This is a genomic window from Merdibacter massiliensis, from assembly GCF_900155395.1.
Classification (GTDB): Bacteria; Bacillota_I; Bacilli_A; order Erysipelotrichales; family Erysipelotrichaceae; genus Merdibacter; species Merdibacter massiliensis.
Map to the genome: position 1 here is coordinate 360,758 of NZ_LT699727.1, position 16,054 is coordinate 376,811.

The window sequence follows — 16,054 nt, forward strand, 5'->3', positions numbered from 1 at the left end:
TTTTCGTGTCTTATTATACGCTATTTTCAGGCAAAAAAGAAAGGAGGCAATCCTTTCTCTATTCTTTTTGCTGCTTTTCCATCGTTCGTGAAGCAAGTATACGAATTTTGGTATCAGCTACATCTTCCATGATCACATCATACATGTGTACCGGTGCCTGAACTTGTATTTCATTGAGTTCTTTCATTGCTGCTTGTATCTTGTCCTTTGAAATCGCCCTTTCGCTGATTACAGGCAGCAAAGGATGAATCGCTCCTTGAATACGTACAGTAGAAATTAACACTCTTTCTGGAGCTGTACATTCTTTTCGTGCATACACTTCTCCTCTAGGACAAGTATTCCCGTCTACCTGAACCACCATCTGTTGTTCATTCAATGTAACTTGCAAATGACAACTCATCGGGCAAACAATACATACCATTTCTTTCTTCATAGATCCCTCACTCTGATTCTTACATTAGCATGAATTTTCTGCAGCTGTTCTGGACGCAATGTCAATCGCTGCATCTCTGCAGGCAAGGCATAGCGCATCTGTTGTGTACAGATCACTTCATCCTGGTCCAAACATTCGATTACACATCGTTTATGCGGCTGTCGTACGCGGAAAGAGAAAACCACAGGTTCCCTGCTTTTTATATTCAGTCTCTGTGGAAGGACATATTGCAAGCCTTCTGCCGCGACGACCTTGATCATCTCCTGTTCACAGGATGTTTCTTGAAGATCTTGAGCCGCGAAACGACCAGCCTGCTTTGCTTCCAGCGTTACAAAATCCACCAGATCATGCACATGAAGTCCATTTCCACAAGCATAAATTCCTTTGACCGTTGTCTCTAAATGATCATTGACAATGGCTCCTTTTGTAAAAGGATCTATTTGAATGCCTGCACCTTTTGCCAAGTTTACATCTGGAATTAAACCGACAGACAATAATACCGTATCAACTGCAAATGCTTTTTCTGTTCCTTTGATGACTTGTCGATCTGCATCCACTTTTGCAATGACTACTTTTTCAACCTGTTCTTTTCCTTGGATATCAATGATCGTATGCGACAAATATAGAGGAATGGAAAAATCTTCTAAACATTGCACGATATTACGCATCAAACCATTAGAATAAGGCATGATTTCTGCCACTCCCAATACCTCTGCCCCTTCCAAGGTCATCCTTCTCGCCATGATCAAGCCGATATCTCCGCTTCCTAAGATAAATACCCGTTTTCCTACCAGCACATTTTCCATATTCAGATATCTTTGTGCAGTTCCAGCAGTATAAATTCCTTTTGGCCGTGTACCTGGTATGGAAATAGCCCCCCTGCTTCTTTCAAAACAGCCGCAGGCTAAAATAATTGCACGTGCCTGTATCGTCACATAACCTTCTTTGGGATTCACATAGGTCACTGTTTTATCAGCTCCAATGGATAAAACGGTCGTCTGTAAACGATAAGCAATATCTTTGGCTTTCATTTCATCGATCAACCGCTGGGCAAAAGTCGGCCCGCTTAATTCTTCATGAAAAACCTGTAAACCAAATCCATTGTGAATACATTGCTGCAGAATACCGCCTAATTCCACATCCCGTTCTAACAGCAAGAGTGAATCGATTCCCTGTTCTTTTGCAGAAAGTGCAGCAGCCATTCCGGCACTGCCTCCTCCAATGACGATGATATCTACCGTTTGCATCGTTTTGCCTCCGTTCCTAATTCTGATCCAGGAGCATCATAAAGCACATCAGCCAAAGGAATCTGTAATTCCTTAGCCAGTATCTTAGCGACGGCACTTTCACAAATGCCTCCCTGACATTTTCCCATCCCTGCCCTTACACGTTTTTTGACCGCTTTGATCGTTTTAGCTCCACAAGGTCCATGAATGGCATCCACAATTTCCTGATAAGAAATATTCTCACATTTACATATGATCTGCCCATAGGCAGGGTTCTGCCGGATAAACCGATTTTTTTCTTCCACGCTGAGATGTTCCATCACGATTGGTGCTTTTCTTCGGACATAGGACATCTTTGGTTGCAATGGCAAAAGAGGCTGAACCATTTTCTGGATCACATATTCACTGATTGCCGGAGCACTTGCCAAACCGGGTGAATCGATACAGGCGACATGAAGCAAACGATCATATGTCTGAGAAGGTTGAATATAAAAATCCCCTTGATTGCCGCTTGGCCGAATACCGCTGTAACTGCGTATGATCTCCCCATAAGGAACATTCTTCACGATATATGCCAAACGTTCCCGCACAGTATCCATTCCATTTTGAGTAGTGGACACATCTTCTGATTCACAAACCGTATTGTTTGGTCCTAATAATATATTTCCATGTGTCGTCGGTACTGCCAAAACTCCTTTTCCCAGTTTAGAGGGAACTGGATAGATCACATGATGAACGAAATCTTTTGCTAATTTGGACAGCACAAAATATTCCCCTTTTTTATAGGTGATATGAAAGGACGGATCTTCGATCATAGCGGCAATCTTTTCACAGCCGCAGCCTGCCGCATTGATGATGACCTTTGTCATGATTTCTCCTTGATCTGTATGCACAATAAAATAATCATCAAATGCATCGATACCAATCACTTCGCTGCCTAATTTTAAATGCACTCCGTTTAAAACGGCTTCCTCCATCAAAGCTGTTGCACATTGCCAGGGATTCACGACAGCCGTTTGCGGAATCTCCAAAGCCTGTATGATTTCATCTGCAACATTGGGTTCTTGTGCAAGAAGTTCTTTTGAACTCACAAAGCGCGCATCGATTCCTCTTTCATCAGCTCGCTTTTTTAGATCTTTTAAAATTTGAATCTCATCTTCATCATGCGCAACGACATAGGCGCCGCATATCTGGTACTCCACTTGCAGATCATGGCAGATTTGAGGATACATTCTTGCTCCTCTTTGATTGAGCACTGCTTTCAGTGTTCCCTCTTTGGGATCATGTCCCGCATGGATGATTGCACTGTTTGCCATCGTTGTCGCATTCGCCACATCATTTTCTTTATCAAACACTGTGATTTTCAACTGATACTTTGACAGATCATGAGCTAAAAAACAGCCAGTGATCCCTGCACCTATGATAACGATATCCTGCATGATCAAAACCTCCTGTTTATCTATTTTTATCATACGTCTTTTCATAGCAGAACACAAACAGTGAATCGTAAAAAAAATGTAAAACCCACATCTAACAAAAAAAAGCAAACCAGCGTCTGCTTCTTTTATTTATTTCATCAATTTTGGCCCTGCACTTGTTCCAATACGATCGGCGCCTGCTGCGATCATTGCCTCCATATCCTGTGCACTTCGAATACCGCCTGCAGCTTTCACTTTGCAATGCCCCTGCACGCTTTCTTTCATCAAACGTACGTCTTCTACCGTGGCGCCCGATGTCGAAAATCCCGTAGAAGTTTTTACAAAATCTGCTTTTGCCTGCACACACAATTGACATGCGCGAATGATTTCTTCCTTTGTCAACAAACAGTTTTCCAAGATCACTTTCACACAAGCGCCCTGTGCTGCTTCCACTACCGCTTGAATATCTTCTAAAACAGCCTGGTCATGACCTGCTTTCAATTCTCCGACATTGATGACCATATCAATTTCCTGAGCCCCGTCTGCACGAGCCTGCTTTGTTTCAAACGCTTTTGCTTTGGTACTCATTGCTCCTAAAGGAAAGCCTACCACGCAACAAACGTTTACATCGCTGCCTTCTAACAGCTTTGTACACAATGGTACCCAGTACGTATTCACGCAAACACTGGCAAAATGATATTGTTTTGCTTCTGTACAAAGCGTTTCAATATCGCTTTGTTTTGCATCTGCTTTCAATAAAGTATGATCGATATATTTGTTTTTTTCCATCCATGTTTCCTTCTTTCTCTACAAAAAAGCATAGCACAGTTTGTTTCTCCATGCAATCACTGCTTGTCTTCTATTTCCACCGGGATATCACGCATCGAAAAAAAGCGGGGACTTTCCACATGCAAATGGGCAAATGCCGCTTCGATCTTTGTATAAAGCTTGGGATACGCATGCTCTATCCCCTCTTGTATCCATTGCTGGGTCCAATCACTTAGCGCTTTTTCCTGTTCATATAACATCCGTAATATTTTTTTATTTTCCTTCTTCTTTGCTCTGCTCGCCCCCGCCTGCCATAAACAGGAAATTTCATCTGCCTGCTGTTTGATTTTTGAAAGGCATGCATTCCTATTCTGCATATAGCCGATATTATAAAAATTGTTTTTTATCCCCTCTATCCTGTCTTGGTCATTTCTGATCTCACCCTGCATTTCCTGCAAGCATAAGACAAATTGTTCGCTGATTGTCAATTGATACATCGCCATTTTCAAAAGAAGTGTCCGCATCTGAAGATCATGACTTTCCCATGCATACTGTATCAGCTGCATGGAAAAAAGCAATTGCGTACAAATGCTGAAAGACTGTTTTTCGAACCAGCATCCAATTTTTTCTTCTTTGACTCCTTTGGGCACGGAAGAATCCTTACTTTCACTATAATTGAACATTTTTCTCACTCCGATCATCATTAGTGTGGTAGGAAAAAACAATTCTATGCTATAATGGACACAGGTTTAAATGAATGAGAGGGAATGACATGAAAGATATCAAACTGCATGCTTCTTTGACAAAAGAATGCACAGTCACAAAAGAGCTGCTTGCCAGCAGCGTTGGTAGCGGCATCGTAAATGTTTATGCAACACCTATGATGATTGCCCTGATGGAAAATACTGCTGCTACTTTATTATCACAATTTTTAGACGAAGGTGAAACAAGCGTAGGTGTTTCCATTCAGGCTAGCCATGATGCAGCTACGCCGGAGGGAATGAAGGTTTGGGCAACAGCAGAAATCATCGATGTTGACCGAAAAAAAGTAACTTTCCATATCGAAGCTAAAGATGAAAAAGATCGTATCTCTGAAGCAACACATGCACGTTTCATCGTCAATAAAGAGAAATTTGAAGCAAAAGCACAGCAAAAGAAAGAAAGCTAGGGGAAGAGTCTTATGATCATTCGTAAAGCAACTAAAGAAGAAAATGGTACGATCGCCGATATTTGGCTGATGAGCATGCGCAGTGCGCATTATGGTTTTAAAGAAACATATTGGACAAAACAGTATAAAAGCATTCATCTCAAATATTCAGATATCCGTTCCGATATATATGTTTGTGAAGACGGCGGAGTCATCTTAGGATTTGGCGCTTATGTACGGGATTCCAATGGTCTGCGTATCTTTGTATTCCCAGGATATCAGCGTAAAGGAATCGGAACCGCATTATTACATTTTTTTGAAGAAAATTATGATGGCTTTTATTGCCGCTGTTATCGTCAAAATAAACCAGGTATCCAGTTCTTGTTAAATCGCGGCTATGAAATTACGGAAAAAAGAAAAAATGTCGATTCCGGCATCGAAGAATATGTTTTCCACAAACAAAAAGCAGAATCATAGAGACCATGAAACAACCTCTTTGAGGCCTCCCGGCCTCTTTTTTTAATATGCTTTCTGCATCTTTCTTATCAGTTTTGCCGCTTAAAGAGAAAGCGCATGCAGAAATATCTATTAGAAAAAAAGGATATCAACCGTCAATCGTTTGATATCCTCGATAGTATCTCCATTCTTTTATATTATGCTTCAGTTTTGCGATCCCGTATCCGATGAATGAAACGCAGGAACAATCGACTATCCACCAGCATCCAGATACCAATCGGAACCAGAATCAGCGATACCCATTGTGATGTCGATAATAACCATACCCCACGGGCAGCATCGCCGCGAAACCATTCCGCGATAAAGCGGAAAACCCCGTACGCTGTTAAATAAAAGCCAAGCTGAAAGATACCATTTCGTCTGCGAAAGACCAATAATAGTAAACAGACAAATAAAAGCAAGTTGAAACCAGCTTCATATAACTGGATAGGCAAGCGATTTACCAGTACTTCCGGATTGGCCTGTGTAAAAACAGGGACAGCCAAAATCGAACTACTTGTTTCCCCATAACAGCATCCTGCAAGAAAGCAGCCGATCCTGCCAAAGAAATGAAACAACGGAATTGCCGGCATACAAAAAGCCAAGTATTCTTCCAGTGCAAAAGCCAGATGTCGATAAAAATAGAAGAAAACAGCAGCGAATACTCCGATGAGCCCTCCATAGAAAACAAAGCCGCCAGATAAATATCTTAGAAAAGCAAGCGGATCTGAAAAAAGCAAAGGCAGCTGCTCACTTAACCAAGAAAGATCGACAAGCAGATAGAGCACTTTCCCGCCAATGAATGCACCGATACCTGCATAGATCAAGACATCCAGCATTTCATCCGCATCATAACCTTGTTTTCGTATCGTATGCGTACAATAAAAGATGGCTGCGATTGCACCCAACAAGACCATGATCCCGTAACTTTGAACATGTATATTTCCTATTGATATCTCTGGAAGCATCCTATCCCTCCTTGTGATTTATTATATTCTTTACGACCACCAATAATGGGAGGAATACGTATGATTAAAATAAATTGCATATCCGCTGCATCCCACAAACAATAATCCGCATAAAGAAGTACCAATGATACCGCAGACAAGTCCAGCAGTAGCTAACGGTGTTTTTGCCTCCTTGCGCGCTTTCTGTCCAAAAATAATGGCAAGGATGCCGAAGACCACACCAAAGAAACTCGTATAAAAAAAGCCAAAGGCACATACGATAGATATAATGCCTAATGATAAAGAGGCGACTGCTTTTTTATAGCTGACCGGCTGTTCCATTGTTTCTCCTCCATTCAAGCTCTGCACTTATCTTATGGAAAAAAAGATATTTTGTCAAGCGAGGAAAGGCATTGACATAGTCACTGATCCGCATTACGATAGAATTACGAATGTTAATTATAATATTACAAAATGAAAGAAGTGATACAATGCAAAGGGATTTGACAAAGGGGAAGATCTTGTCAACATTGCTGTTTTTTTCCATCCCTATGATCTTGGGAGATCTCTTACAGCAGTGTTACAATATCGCCGATACGATCATCGTTGGCCGTTTTTTAGGTGAACAGGCCCTTGCAGCGGTAGGATCTGCTTTTTCTTTGATGACTTTGCTGACATCGATCTTATTGGGGTTTGCGATGGGAAGCGGTACGATCTTCTCGATCTGTGTCGGACAAAAGAATCACCTGCGCTTAAAACAAACGATCCTCTCTTCTTTCTTACTGCTTTTATTCATCACCCTCCTGTTGAATCTTCTGATTTATATAGGGATGAATGAAATCTTGTCTTTTTTGAACATTCCTTTGGAATTATATTCCATGATGCAAGCTTATCTCCAGTATGTGTTTGCTGGTTTATTTGCGATCTTTCTTTATAATTTCTTTGCATCCTTGCTGCGTTCGCTAGGCAATTCTACTGCCCCGCTCATTTTTTTGGCCCTTGCTTCGCTTTTAAATATACTATTGGATATATGGTTCATTGCCGGATTGCAGATGGGTGTAGAAGGTGCAGCGATCGCTACGATGATAGCCCAGTATGTTTCCGGTTTTGGCATTGCATGGTACAGCTGGCGGCACTATCCTGCCTTATTCCGTTATGAACCAGGCATGCATGTGCGATTCTCCATGATCCAGCAAATCTTTCAGTTTTCCTTTCTTACCTGTCTGCAGCAATCCATCATGAATTTAGGGATCGTGCTTGTGCAAGGTGTTGTCAACCGCTTTGGAACAACGATCATGGCTGCTTTTGCCGCAGGTGTCAAGATCGATGCATTTGCTTATTTACCTGTACAGGATTTTGGCAATGCCTTTTCGATCTTTGTTGCACAAAATTATGGTGCACAGCAAGAAGAACGCATAAAAAAAGGAATCAAAATAGCCTTTATCTCTTCAATCAGCTTTGCTACCCTGATTTCTTTCCTCGTTTATGTGTTTGCCCAACCGTTGATGTCATTATTTATTGATGCCTCGTCTTTCGCTGTTATTCAACAAGGCATGCTGTATCTTCGAATCGAAGGCGCTTTCTATTGTCTGATTGCACTCCTGTTCCTGTTATATGGGTTTTACCGGGCCATTCAGCATCCGGGCATCTCTTTGATCTTGACCATTCTTTCCTTAGGCACACGTGTTTTGCTTTCTTATGCCGCCGCTGCTGTTCCATCGATCGGCGTCATTGGAATTTGGTGGTCTATCGTCATCGGATGGTTATTAGCTGATTCGCTGGGAATTGGTTTGTATTGGAAACGAAAAGCAAAATGGTTTCTCATAGATTCATCAACGCGATCGATAAGATGATACCTGTCATCCCATATAAAGTCTGTCTGGTCAGACGTTCTTTCCAGATCAGCCAACCAAACAAAGTAATGACGATAATAGTAAACACGCTGTAAGTTGGATATGCGATCACTGCCTCTACTTCTTGTAAAGCATATAATAGAAAACGGGCAGAAAAATAATTAGGAATACCTACAAGCAGGCCGAAGAAAAGCTCCTTTCCCTGGATCTTTTCTTTTTTTATGGTCAATAGTACAAAAGCAAATACCATGGCACAGACAAATGCAATCAACAAGAACTGGCTGTTATAGACTGGATCACCTACAACTTCAAACACTTTGTTCATCGCATCACAACTGCCGTTAGCAATCAGCAAGATCAATAAAGAAAGACCAAATGTAACAGTTTGCTGCTTCTGATGGCTGAAATATAAAATAGAAACGATTGCAAAACCGATGCCGATCGCCTGTGTCCAGGTAGGCAGCTCTTGAAAAAACAAAATAGAAAATAAGATCGGCACGATGACCCCCAATCGTGTATAGAGCGATGAAACGATGACACCATGACGGTGGATATTATATTGTAACAGGGCAAGACCTGCAACCAATAAAACTCCCATGATGCCGCCGCATAAAAAGCTGGCAGAATCGATGGCAAATGTATGACAAAAACAAAATGCACATAAGCTGCAAGTTAGATAGTTAATGACCAATAGTCCCATGCTGTTGCTCACATGCCCCTCGCTCCACCGCATGGCAATGGATACACAGGCGCTGCAAGCAATTGCCGCCAATAAATAAAACATACATCTTCCCCCTTATTTATGACCAGATCATCTTTACATGGCTGTTTCCCTGTGCATCCTTTTGCACAAATAACTGCTGTTCGATCTGTTCCTTTAGCTCTGCCACATGCGAGATGATACCGATCTGCCGATTCCCCTGTGTCAAAGAATGCAATACGCGCATAGCTAATTGTAAAGATTCCTCATCCAATGTTCCAAATCCCTCATCCACGAACATTGAACCAATGGATATACCGCCGCTGCTGTTAGTAATCTCATCTGATAATCCCAGTGCCAAAGCTAATGAAGCTAAAAAGCTTTCACCGCCGGACAAGGTACGGACATTGCGCGTCGACGCACTATGATGATCCAAAATGCAAAGATCCAGACCGCTGCGTGAACGTTTAGAGCCTTTTTCTTCCCTGCGCAGCTCATACTGTCCCTGACTCATTTGCAACAAGCGGATATTCGCATAACGCAAGATGCGTTCAAATGTGCTTTGCTGCACAAAGGCTTCTAAAGTGATTCGATCTTTTTGCGGTATCGTTCCATTTAATGTATCGCTCAATGTTTGTATCTGCTGGATCTTTTTCAAATTTTTCTGCCATTCTTCCTGTAACTGTCGCAGCTGCTGCTGCGCCTTCTTATTTCCTCTTAAACACAGATCCTGATTACGTTCTTCCTGCTGTGACTGTTCTAATAATGAATGCTTGTTCTCTGTTTCTGCTTTTAAAGCTTGGCGATCCCCCTTCGCTAATTTTTCTTTTTCACTTTGCAAAGCCTCCATGTAGCCTTGCAGTTTTTCCCGCTGGGCATCATTATTCTGCATTTTTTCCTGCAACTGCTGTTTCTTTTTCGCAAATGCAGCTACCGCTGTCTCTAATTCAAAAAGCTGCTTACGCAATGATTCCTGTTCAAGAAAATGCAATTGTGTTTTCTGTTTTTCCAGCTGCAGAGATTTCGTTTCACAGCTGCTTTGCAACTGCACATATGCGGTTTGCCATTGCTGCAGCTGCTCTTGCAGCTTTTGCAATATATCCGTCAACTGCTGCTTGCGCTTTTCCCGCTGTTGCAAACGCGATAGTGTTTCTTTCCATTGTTTCCACTTATCTGCCTGTTGCTTCTTTTCTTCCTCAAACTGCTGTATTTTTGTCTGCAATGCTTCCAAGAGCTTTTCACGATCTTCTACTGCAAATGCGCTAAGAAGTACTTGCATCTGTTCCTCATGACTGCTTTTTAATTTGGTGATCGTCAATGCCCTTTCTTGCATTTTTTGCTGCTGCTTTTCATAGATCCGTTTTTGTTTCATCAACCGGCTTTTATCTATATCGCTGTCTTTCCATGCAGCCGGTGCAGGATGCTGCAGAGAACCGCAGACCGGACATGGTTTGCCTTCCTCTAGATTTCTTGCTAAAAGGCCTGCCTGTCCATCATAAAACTGTAATTCCATTTGTTGGTAAAGGGTCTGTTCTTTTACAAACTGGTCTCTTTCTTTTTCATACACTAACTGCTCTTGCTGGATTTCTGCTTGCAAATCCTGTTGTCTTTTCCATTGTTCTTGCCAAGTCTGCAACTGTTCTTCTTGTTGTGCAAGCTGCTGGTCCAACAACTGCAGATGACTCTCTTTTGCCTGCCATCCTTCGAGTGTGAACGTCTCTTTTTGCAGTGCAAGCAGCTGCTGTTGCCCCTGATTATACTCTTCTTTTTTTTGCTCCATCTTTTTCTGCAATTGCACTAACTGTTTTTGTTCCTGCTGTAACTTTTGCGTTTCCAAAAGCCATGTCTGTAAAATTTCCTGCTCCTGACGCAGACGGATCACTTCTTCCTGCTTTTTTTCCATCTCTTTTTCTCTTGCCAGGCACGCACTTTTTTCTTTTAAAATTGCATCATAGTCCAGTTTGAATTGTGCAAGCTGTTTTTCTCCCTCTTGTAACTGCACAAGGATCGTTTCTCTTCGCATTGCTTCTTCAAACGCTTTTTTTGTTTTCTCATAGGCACTCTGCAATCGGTCGATCTCGCCTTTCTTTTGTTTCAATTCGATTTCCTGCTGCTGGATCATTTCATCAACAAAAGAAAGGATTTCATTTTCATTTCCATATCCCTGCTGTTCTATATACTTGTTTAAACGCTCTGCTTTTAATCCTTCACATTGTATGCTGCGTAATGCAGCCAATTGTTGATTGCGATGCTGACGCAAAATTTCTTCATTCTCTAACTGCATCTGCTTCAATCGTTCCTGCAAAACTGCATAGCGCTGTGTATGAAATAATTGTCGAAAGATCTTTTCTCTTTCTTTCGTAGAAGCAAATAACATTCTTTGAAAATCCCCTTGTGCCAGCAAAGCGATCTGGCGATATTGATCTCCGTCCAGACCGATCAACTGCGTAACGGCTTTGCTGACTTCTTCATACCCGTTAGCAATGATAGCATCTCCGCGTCTGAATACGGCATCCGCTTTTTCCATCGTAACTCCATTTCCACGCAAAGCGGCACGCTCATAAGCAGGATTTCGGCGTATCGTATATTGCACTTGTTGAAATTCAAATAACAATTCTACATAGGTAGGATCTTGCAAAGATACATACAAAGAGCGAAACATAGAGGCATTGCGCTGTGTCCCGCTAGCTTCTCCATACAGTGCAAATACGATGGCATCAAAGATCGTTGTTTTCCCGGCTCCGGTATGACCACTGATCAAATACAAAGAGCCTTGTGAAAATGCAGTAAAATCAATATCTGTTTGTGATGCATATGGTCCAAAGCCGCACATGGTTAAACGCAAGACTCTCATAGTTCCTCCTTGATCTTTTCCAGCAACTCATTTAATAAAATTTTCTGTTCTTCTTCCAATGGCTGATTATTTTGCAATGTATACAGCTCTTCGATCAATTCCAAATCACTATGTACCTCCAATGATCGTTTCAATTCCTGCTGATATGCAAAACGTAAATTCTCATAACGCAATTCCATGATATGCGGATATACTGTCTGCAAACGCGCCTTGGCATCCGGGACCATATGTTCATCCAATAAAGTAATATGTACATAGTCCTCTTTCTGCAGATCTATTGTTGCTTCCTGCATCAAAGCATCATACGTTCCCTTGATTTCCCGCAGATCATGCAATGGACGAAATGGAATCTGATTCAATGTCATGTTCCCTTTCTCTTTTATTTCCACAAGGACCATTGCTTTTTTCTGATGTGCTTCCGAAAGTGAATACTTCAATAACGACCCGCTGTAACGCACACTTTCTCTCCCCATAGCCTGCGGAGAGTGCAAATGTCCCAAAGCAACATAATCAAAGCCTTCAAAACAAGAGGAAGGAATTGCATCCAAGCCTCCCACACTGCTGATGGCACTCTCTGAATCACAGGTATCTGCCCCCAAAACAAATTGATGTGCAAGCAATACATTTCTTTTATTTAGATCGATATGCATCTCTTGGATCATCATCTGTACTGCTTCAGGATACCCATCGATCTCCTGATTTAAGAAATTACGGACATAAACCGGCTTCACAAACGGCAGTAAATAAAAATACACATCACCGATTGCATCCGACAACACAACTGGCCGGCATGCTTCCTGCAGTGAGCCGACGATATACACACCATCTTTTCGAAAAGATCGACGGCCAAACTGCAGACGTATTCGACTATCATGATTCCCAGCAATCAGCAAAACCTTAATATTTTCCTGTGCAAGCGCACTAAGAAAATCATCCAGCAATGCGACAGCTTCTTCACTTGGAAAATGCTTATCATACACATCTCCCGCGATGAGCAATGCATCGATCTGCTCTTGTTTTGCCGTATCGATCACCTGTTGCAGGACATACCGCTGATCCTCCAACATAGAAAAGCCGCGCACGATCTTCCCTAAATGCAGATCTGCCAAATGCATGAATTTCATCTCATCACTCCTTACCGTACTATTGTACCATACATCTTGCAACAAAAAAGATGTGTTCATCAGGAATAGACAAACACATCTTCCACATCTATTATTCTTTCTCTTTTACTTTATATGTGCAGATGACCATGCATAAAGCGCTCAATAACAACAGCGTCCACTGTCCTTGCATATTGAGGATGCCGGTTGCTGGTTTATCTTCTTCTGCCACTTTGTTTTCATTGATTGCAAAAGCAGTATCAACGCTGCCCGCATCTGTAATGATTGAAAGTTGATGCGTTCCCTTTGATAATGTTTCTAAATAAGAAGGCTTTAAGGTTACGATCGTACTTCCAGATTTCACCTCATAATTCGATGGATCCAGCTCTTTCCCATCCACCAGCACTCGTTCAAATGCATTTATATCTGAATCTATTACAAAAGTTAGGCCTATCTTGCTTCCCTTCGTCCATACTTGATCTGCACCTTCCAGCAGTTTTGGAAGTTTGGCAATAATCGTATCTTCCAAGGAAATCTCATGTTCCCCATTTTCATCGCTGAAGTATTTGTCACAGATCTCGCAATGCCAGTAAGTGATGTTTCCTGGTGCATCGACTGTTGGATCAAGAGATTCTATTTTATTCAGTTTATGTCCGGTTGACAAGATGACCGTATCCTCTAGGCTGATTTCCTTCATTCCTTCAGCATCACTAAAATATTTTTTGCAGGTATTGCAAGTCCAGTACTCCTTATTTCCATCTTCATTGCAGGTAGGTGCTTTCGCTTCCGTCTTAACGAGCTCATGTGCAAGGAAGTCTCCATATTCTTTTCCGCAAATATCACATTCTGCTTTTGAAGTACAGGTTGCCGTACCGCCGACGTGATTATCACAAACAATCGTACCGCCGTTATTTTCGATGGAACCACCGAGAAGTTCGATCTGTCCATGATTGGTAAATGTTATACCATTCGGTACTATAATGGATGAATCGGTTGGAATGGACAGTTTCATGTCTTTACCAACTGTTACATTACCCGGAAGCGTGAGTGAACCACTTACAGAACCTTCATTGTTTAAGAAGATGGCACTATCAGAACTGTTTAATTCTGGACTGACATCGTCACCGAAAGCTTCAATCCAGCTGCCAGTGATTGTGGTACCGCCGTTATCTCCACGGATTGCCGGCCATTCATTGCTGGCGGTTACATGAGCGATAGAATCTTGAATTGTGATAGATCCGTATGGTGACCAAATTCCAATAGATCCAGCGCTATTAACTGTTACATAGGAATGATTAGTGATGTCAACATTATTTCCGCTAAGCGCGGTATATAAATTGGTTTGCGATGTGATGGTTGCTGATACTTCTGAGTTGTTTATGGAAACAGTTCCTCCAGCAGAAATAGCGCTTGCTTCTTCTCCATTTGCCGTAGCGGTTACCGCACTATTCACAATAGATATGTTGAAATAACTAGAAATTACGGACGTGGGCCACCCTTGCTGGTTACTACGCGCAGTAGCTTTTACGGTACTGTCCTTTATGACAAGCTCATTTTCTCCCATCATAGTATTTTCAAAACTGTTGATGCTAACATTTGCGCCATTTTGTATAGTAAAGATGACAAATTCCCCTGTATTGTATTTACCCAAACATATCATTCCACCATAATTTGATGAGGTGATATCGATGTTACATCCATCAATAGTTAAGTTACCGCCTTCTACCTGTAATCCATCAGAATCTGTGTTAATGATTAGCGAATCATTTTTGGTGCCTTGAATCGTATATTGACCAGACGTTAGATATATAGGCCTTTGTGTTGTTGATGTAATTGTGTTTTCCCCAATCAAGATAATCATCAAATCTCCATTATCTGCTCTTAGAACCGGTGTTCCTGGACGAGCAGATGCATCTTGATTTATAGTTGCATTATCCAGCGTAAGAGTCCCACTTTTTTCGTCCAAAACAACTGTTCCATTTCCTAACTGCAATGGCTCTCCGTCTATTAATGCCTGACCGTTGATGGTTACCGTTGCAGTATCTGCTGCCGATACTGTCGTAGGAAACATCACAAACATAAGTGAAAAAATCAATAATACTGCTAATGTACAATTGCATAATTTATTTTTCATAGATTTACCTCCTTAGCTAAGTATGTGTTACTGAGAAAATATTTTATATGATCTTTTTTATGACGATTCCTTCTAAACTACATTTACCTCTATACAATTTTTTATCAGCACAAGCAGGTATAATTGAGTTGGATTTCAGGAAGAAGACGTAGGAAACACAGACCATGCTTGACATTGCATCATCTACCATGCCAAGTTTGATTTAAGCATCCTATACGGATAAAGGATAGAACACCCATTCCCCATAAAATATGAAAACAACAATCCTAAAAACAAGTAAACTTCTCTTCATTTAAACATTCATCCCATAAAACGAAAAACATACGCCCCTAATTAAATTCATGGTTCTGCCTTTCATCAAAGGTACTTTTTGCTTCTCAATCCTCCTTTCTTATTTTAGTAGTGATAAATGCTCGTAGGGAAAAGCGTATCGCATTGAGCTGCAACTGAAGATATTCTTCATCTTCAAACAATGCATAATGTACACAGGCTCGGACGAAGATATAGATCATTCCTTGGATATAATCGACGGGCATGACCAGTTTCTTGGAAAGTTGCTCGGCGTATTCGTGATAGCGAACATTCACTCCTTTAAAAAATTCTTTTCCGTATTCCAAATATTTCGGACTGGAGTAGACCTGATACATGAACCGGTATTTCTTTCCATGCAGCTTGGCGGTCAGATAAGGCATCTCTTTTAAGAAGCGTTCGATATCTTCGAAGTTCTTTGGAGCCTTTGCCATAAAATCATCTTCCACCTTGGCCATGCAATGAGCTGTAGCTTCTATTACGATCTGGTCTTTTGTCTGAAAGTAATAGATCAAAGCTCCATTTGATACTTGACAGGCTTCTGCTAATTTCTGTAAGCTCGTATTTTCTAATCCATATTGGCAAAATGTTTCAAAACAAAGCTCTAACAATTGATTTTTTCGTTCTATATTCTTGTCGACCATGATTTTCTCCTTAACTGCTGCTA

The 16,054-nt window shown here is 41.4% G+C and carries 15 protein-coding genes; 3 read left to right on the plus strand and 12 right to left on the minus strand.

Going from position 1 to position 16,054, the window contains the following annotated elements; all coding sequences use genetic code 11:
• Positions 1-58 precede the first annotated feature (58 nt).
• The 5 genes from BQ9859_RS09765 to BQ9859_RS09785 form a co-directional block, all read right to left on the minus strand.
• Positions 59-433 (minus strand): DUF1667 domain-containing protein, encoded by a 375-nt coding sequence (locus BQ9859_RS09765; protein ID WP_075877966.1) that lies wholly within the window; start codon positions 431-433, stop codon positions 59-61.
• Positions 430-1,680: an NAD(P)/FAD-dependent oxidoreductase gene (locus BQ9859_RS09770; RefSeq protein ID WP_075877967.1), complete on the minus strand. Its 1,251-nt coding sequence runs from the start codon at positions 1,678-1,680 to the stop codon at positions 430-432. Before BQ9859_RS09770 ends, BQ9859_RS09765 begins: the two co-directional genes overlap by 4 nt.
• Positions 1,668-3,098 (minus strand): NAD(P)/FAD-dependent oxidoreductase, encoded by a 1,431-nt coding sequence (locus BQ9859_RS09775; protein WP_075877968.1) that lies wholly within the window; start codon positions 3,096-3,098, stop codon positions 1,668-1,670. Before BQ9859_RS09775 ends, BQ9859_RS09770 begins: the two co-directional genes overlap by 13 nt.
• Positions 3,099-3,227: 129 nt before the next feature.
• Positions 3,228-3,866, minus strand: coding sequence for a deoxyribose-phosphate aldolase (deoC, locus tag BQ9859_RS09780; RefSeq protein WP_075877969.1), 639 nt, complete (start codon positions 3,864-3,866; stop codon positions 3,228-3,230).
• A 56-nt stretch (positions 3,867-3,922) separates the two neighbouring features.
• Complete coding sequence (locus BQ9859_RS09785; RefSeq protein ID WP_075877970.1) at positions 3,923-4,528, minus strand: hypothetical protein; 606 nt, start codon at positions 4,526-4,528, stop codon at positions 3,923-3,925.
• 89 nt (positions 4,529-4,617) lie between these two features.
• On the opposite strand from BQ9859_RS09785, the gene BQ9859_RS09790 reads away from it, so the two are divergent.
• Both BQ9859_RS09790 and BQ9859_RS09795 read left to right on the plus strand, forming a co-directional pair.
• Positions 4,618-5,013: a thioesterase family protein gene (locus tag BQ9859_RS09790; RefSeq protein WP_075877971.1), complete on the plus strand. Its 396-nt coding sequence runs from the start codon at positions 4,618-4,620 to the stop codon at positions 5,011-5,013.
• Positions 5,014-5,025: 12 nt separating this feature from the next.
• On the plus strand, positions 5,026-5,469 hold the full coding sequence (locus BQ9859_RS09795; RefSeq protein WP_075877972.1) for a GNAT family N-acetyltransferase: 444 nt from the start codon (positions 5,026-5,028) through the stop codon (positions 5,467-5,469).
• Positions 5,470-5,645: 176 nt separating this feature from the next.
• On the opposite strand, the gene BQ9859_RS09800 is transcribed toward BQ9859_RS09795, so the two are convergent.
• Positions 5,646-6,455 carry a prolipoprotein diacylglyceryl transferase gene (locus BQ9859_RS09800; protein ID WP_075877973.1) on the minus strand — a complete coding sequence of 270 codons (810 nt, stop codon included), beginning with the start codon at positions 6,453-6,455 and terminating at the stop codon, positions 5,646-5,648.
• A gap of 30 nt (positions 6,456-6,485) precedes the next feature.
• Positions 6,486-6,776, minus strand: coding sequence for a DUF4190 domain-containing protein (locus BQ9859_RS09805; RefSeq protein WP_075877974.1), 291 nt, complete (start codon positions 6,774-6,776; stop codon positions 6,486-6,488).
• 149 nt (positions 6,777-6,925) lie between these two features.
• Between BQ9859_RS09805 and BQ9859_RS09810 the strand changes: the two genes are divergently transcribed.
• On the plus strand, positions 6,926-8,287 hold the full coding sequence (locus BQ9859_RS09810) for an MATE family efflux transporter (protein ID WP_075877975.1): 1,362 nt from the start codon (positions 6,926-6,928) through the stop codon (positions 8,285-8,287).
• On the opposite strand, the gene BQ9859_RS09815 is transcribed toward BQ9859_RS09810, so the two are convergent.
• The 5 genes from BQ9859_RS09815 to BQ9859_RS09835 form a co-directional block, all read right to left on the minus strand.
• Complete coding sequence (locus tag BQ9859_RS09815; RefSeq protein ID WP_075877976.1) at positions 8,256-9,071, minus strand: SMR family transporter; 816 nt, start codon at positions 9,069-9,071, stop codon at positions 8,256-8,258. The two genes, BQ9859_RS09810 and BQ9859_RS09815, sit on opposite strands and share 32 nt — an antisense overlap.
• Positions 9,072-9,087: 16 nt before the next feature.
• Positions 9,088-11,841, minus strand: coding sequence for an AAA family ATPase (locus tag BQ9859_RS09820; protein WP_075877977.1), 2,754 nt, complete (start codon positions 11,839-11,841; stop codon positions 9,088-9,090).
• Positions 11,838-12,965: an exonuclease SbcCD subunit D gene (locus tag BQ9859_RS09825; protein WP_075877978.1), complete on the minus strand. Its 1,128-nt coding sequence runs from the start codon at positions 12,963-12,965 to the stop codon at positions 11,838-11,840. The genes BQ9859_RS09820 and BQ9859_RS09825 overlap by 4 nt, the downstream gene beginning before the upstream one ends.
• 91 nt (positions 12,966-13,056) lie before the next feature.
• Complete coding sequence (locus tag BQ9859_RS09830) at positions 13,057-15,078, minus strand: autotransporter outer membrane beta-barrel domain-containing protein (RefSeq protein WP_075877979.1); 2,022 nt, start codon at positions 15,076-15,078, stop codon at positions 13,057-13,059.
• A gap of 377 nt (positions 15,079-15,455) precedes the next feature.
• A complete protein-coding gene (locus BQ9859_RS09835) occupies positions 15,456-16,031 on the minus strand; it encodes a TetR/AcrR family transcriptional regulator (RefSeq protein WP_075877980.1) in 576 nt (191 codons plus the stop codon).
• Between the last annotated feature and the right edge of the window lie 23 nt (positions 16,032-16,054).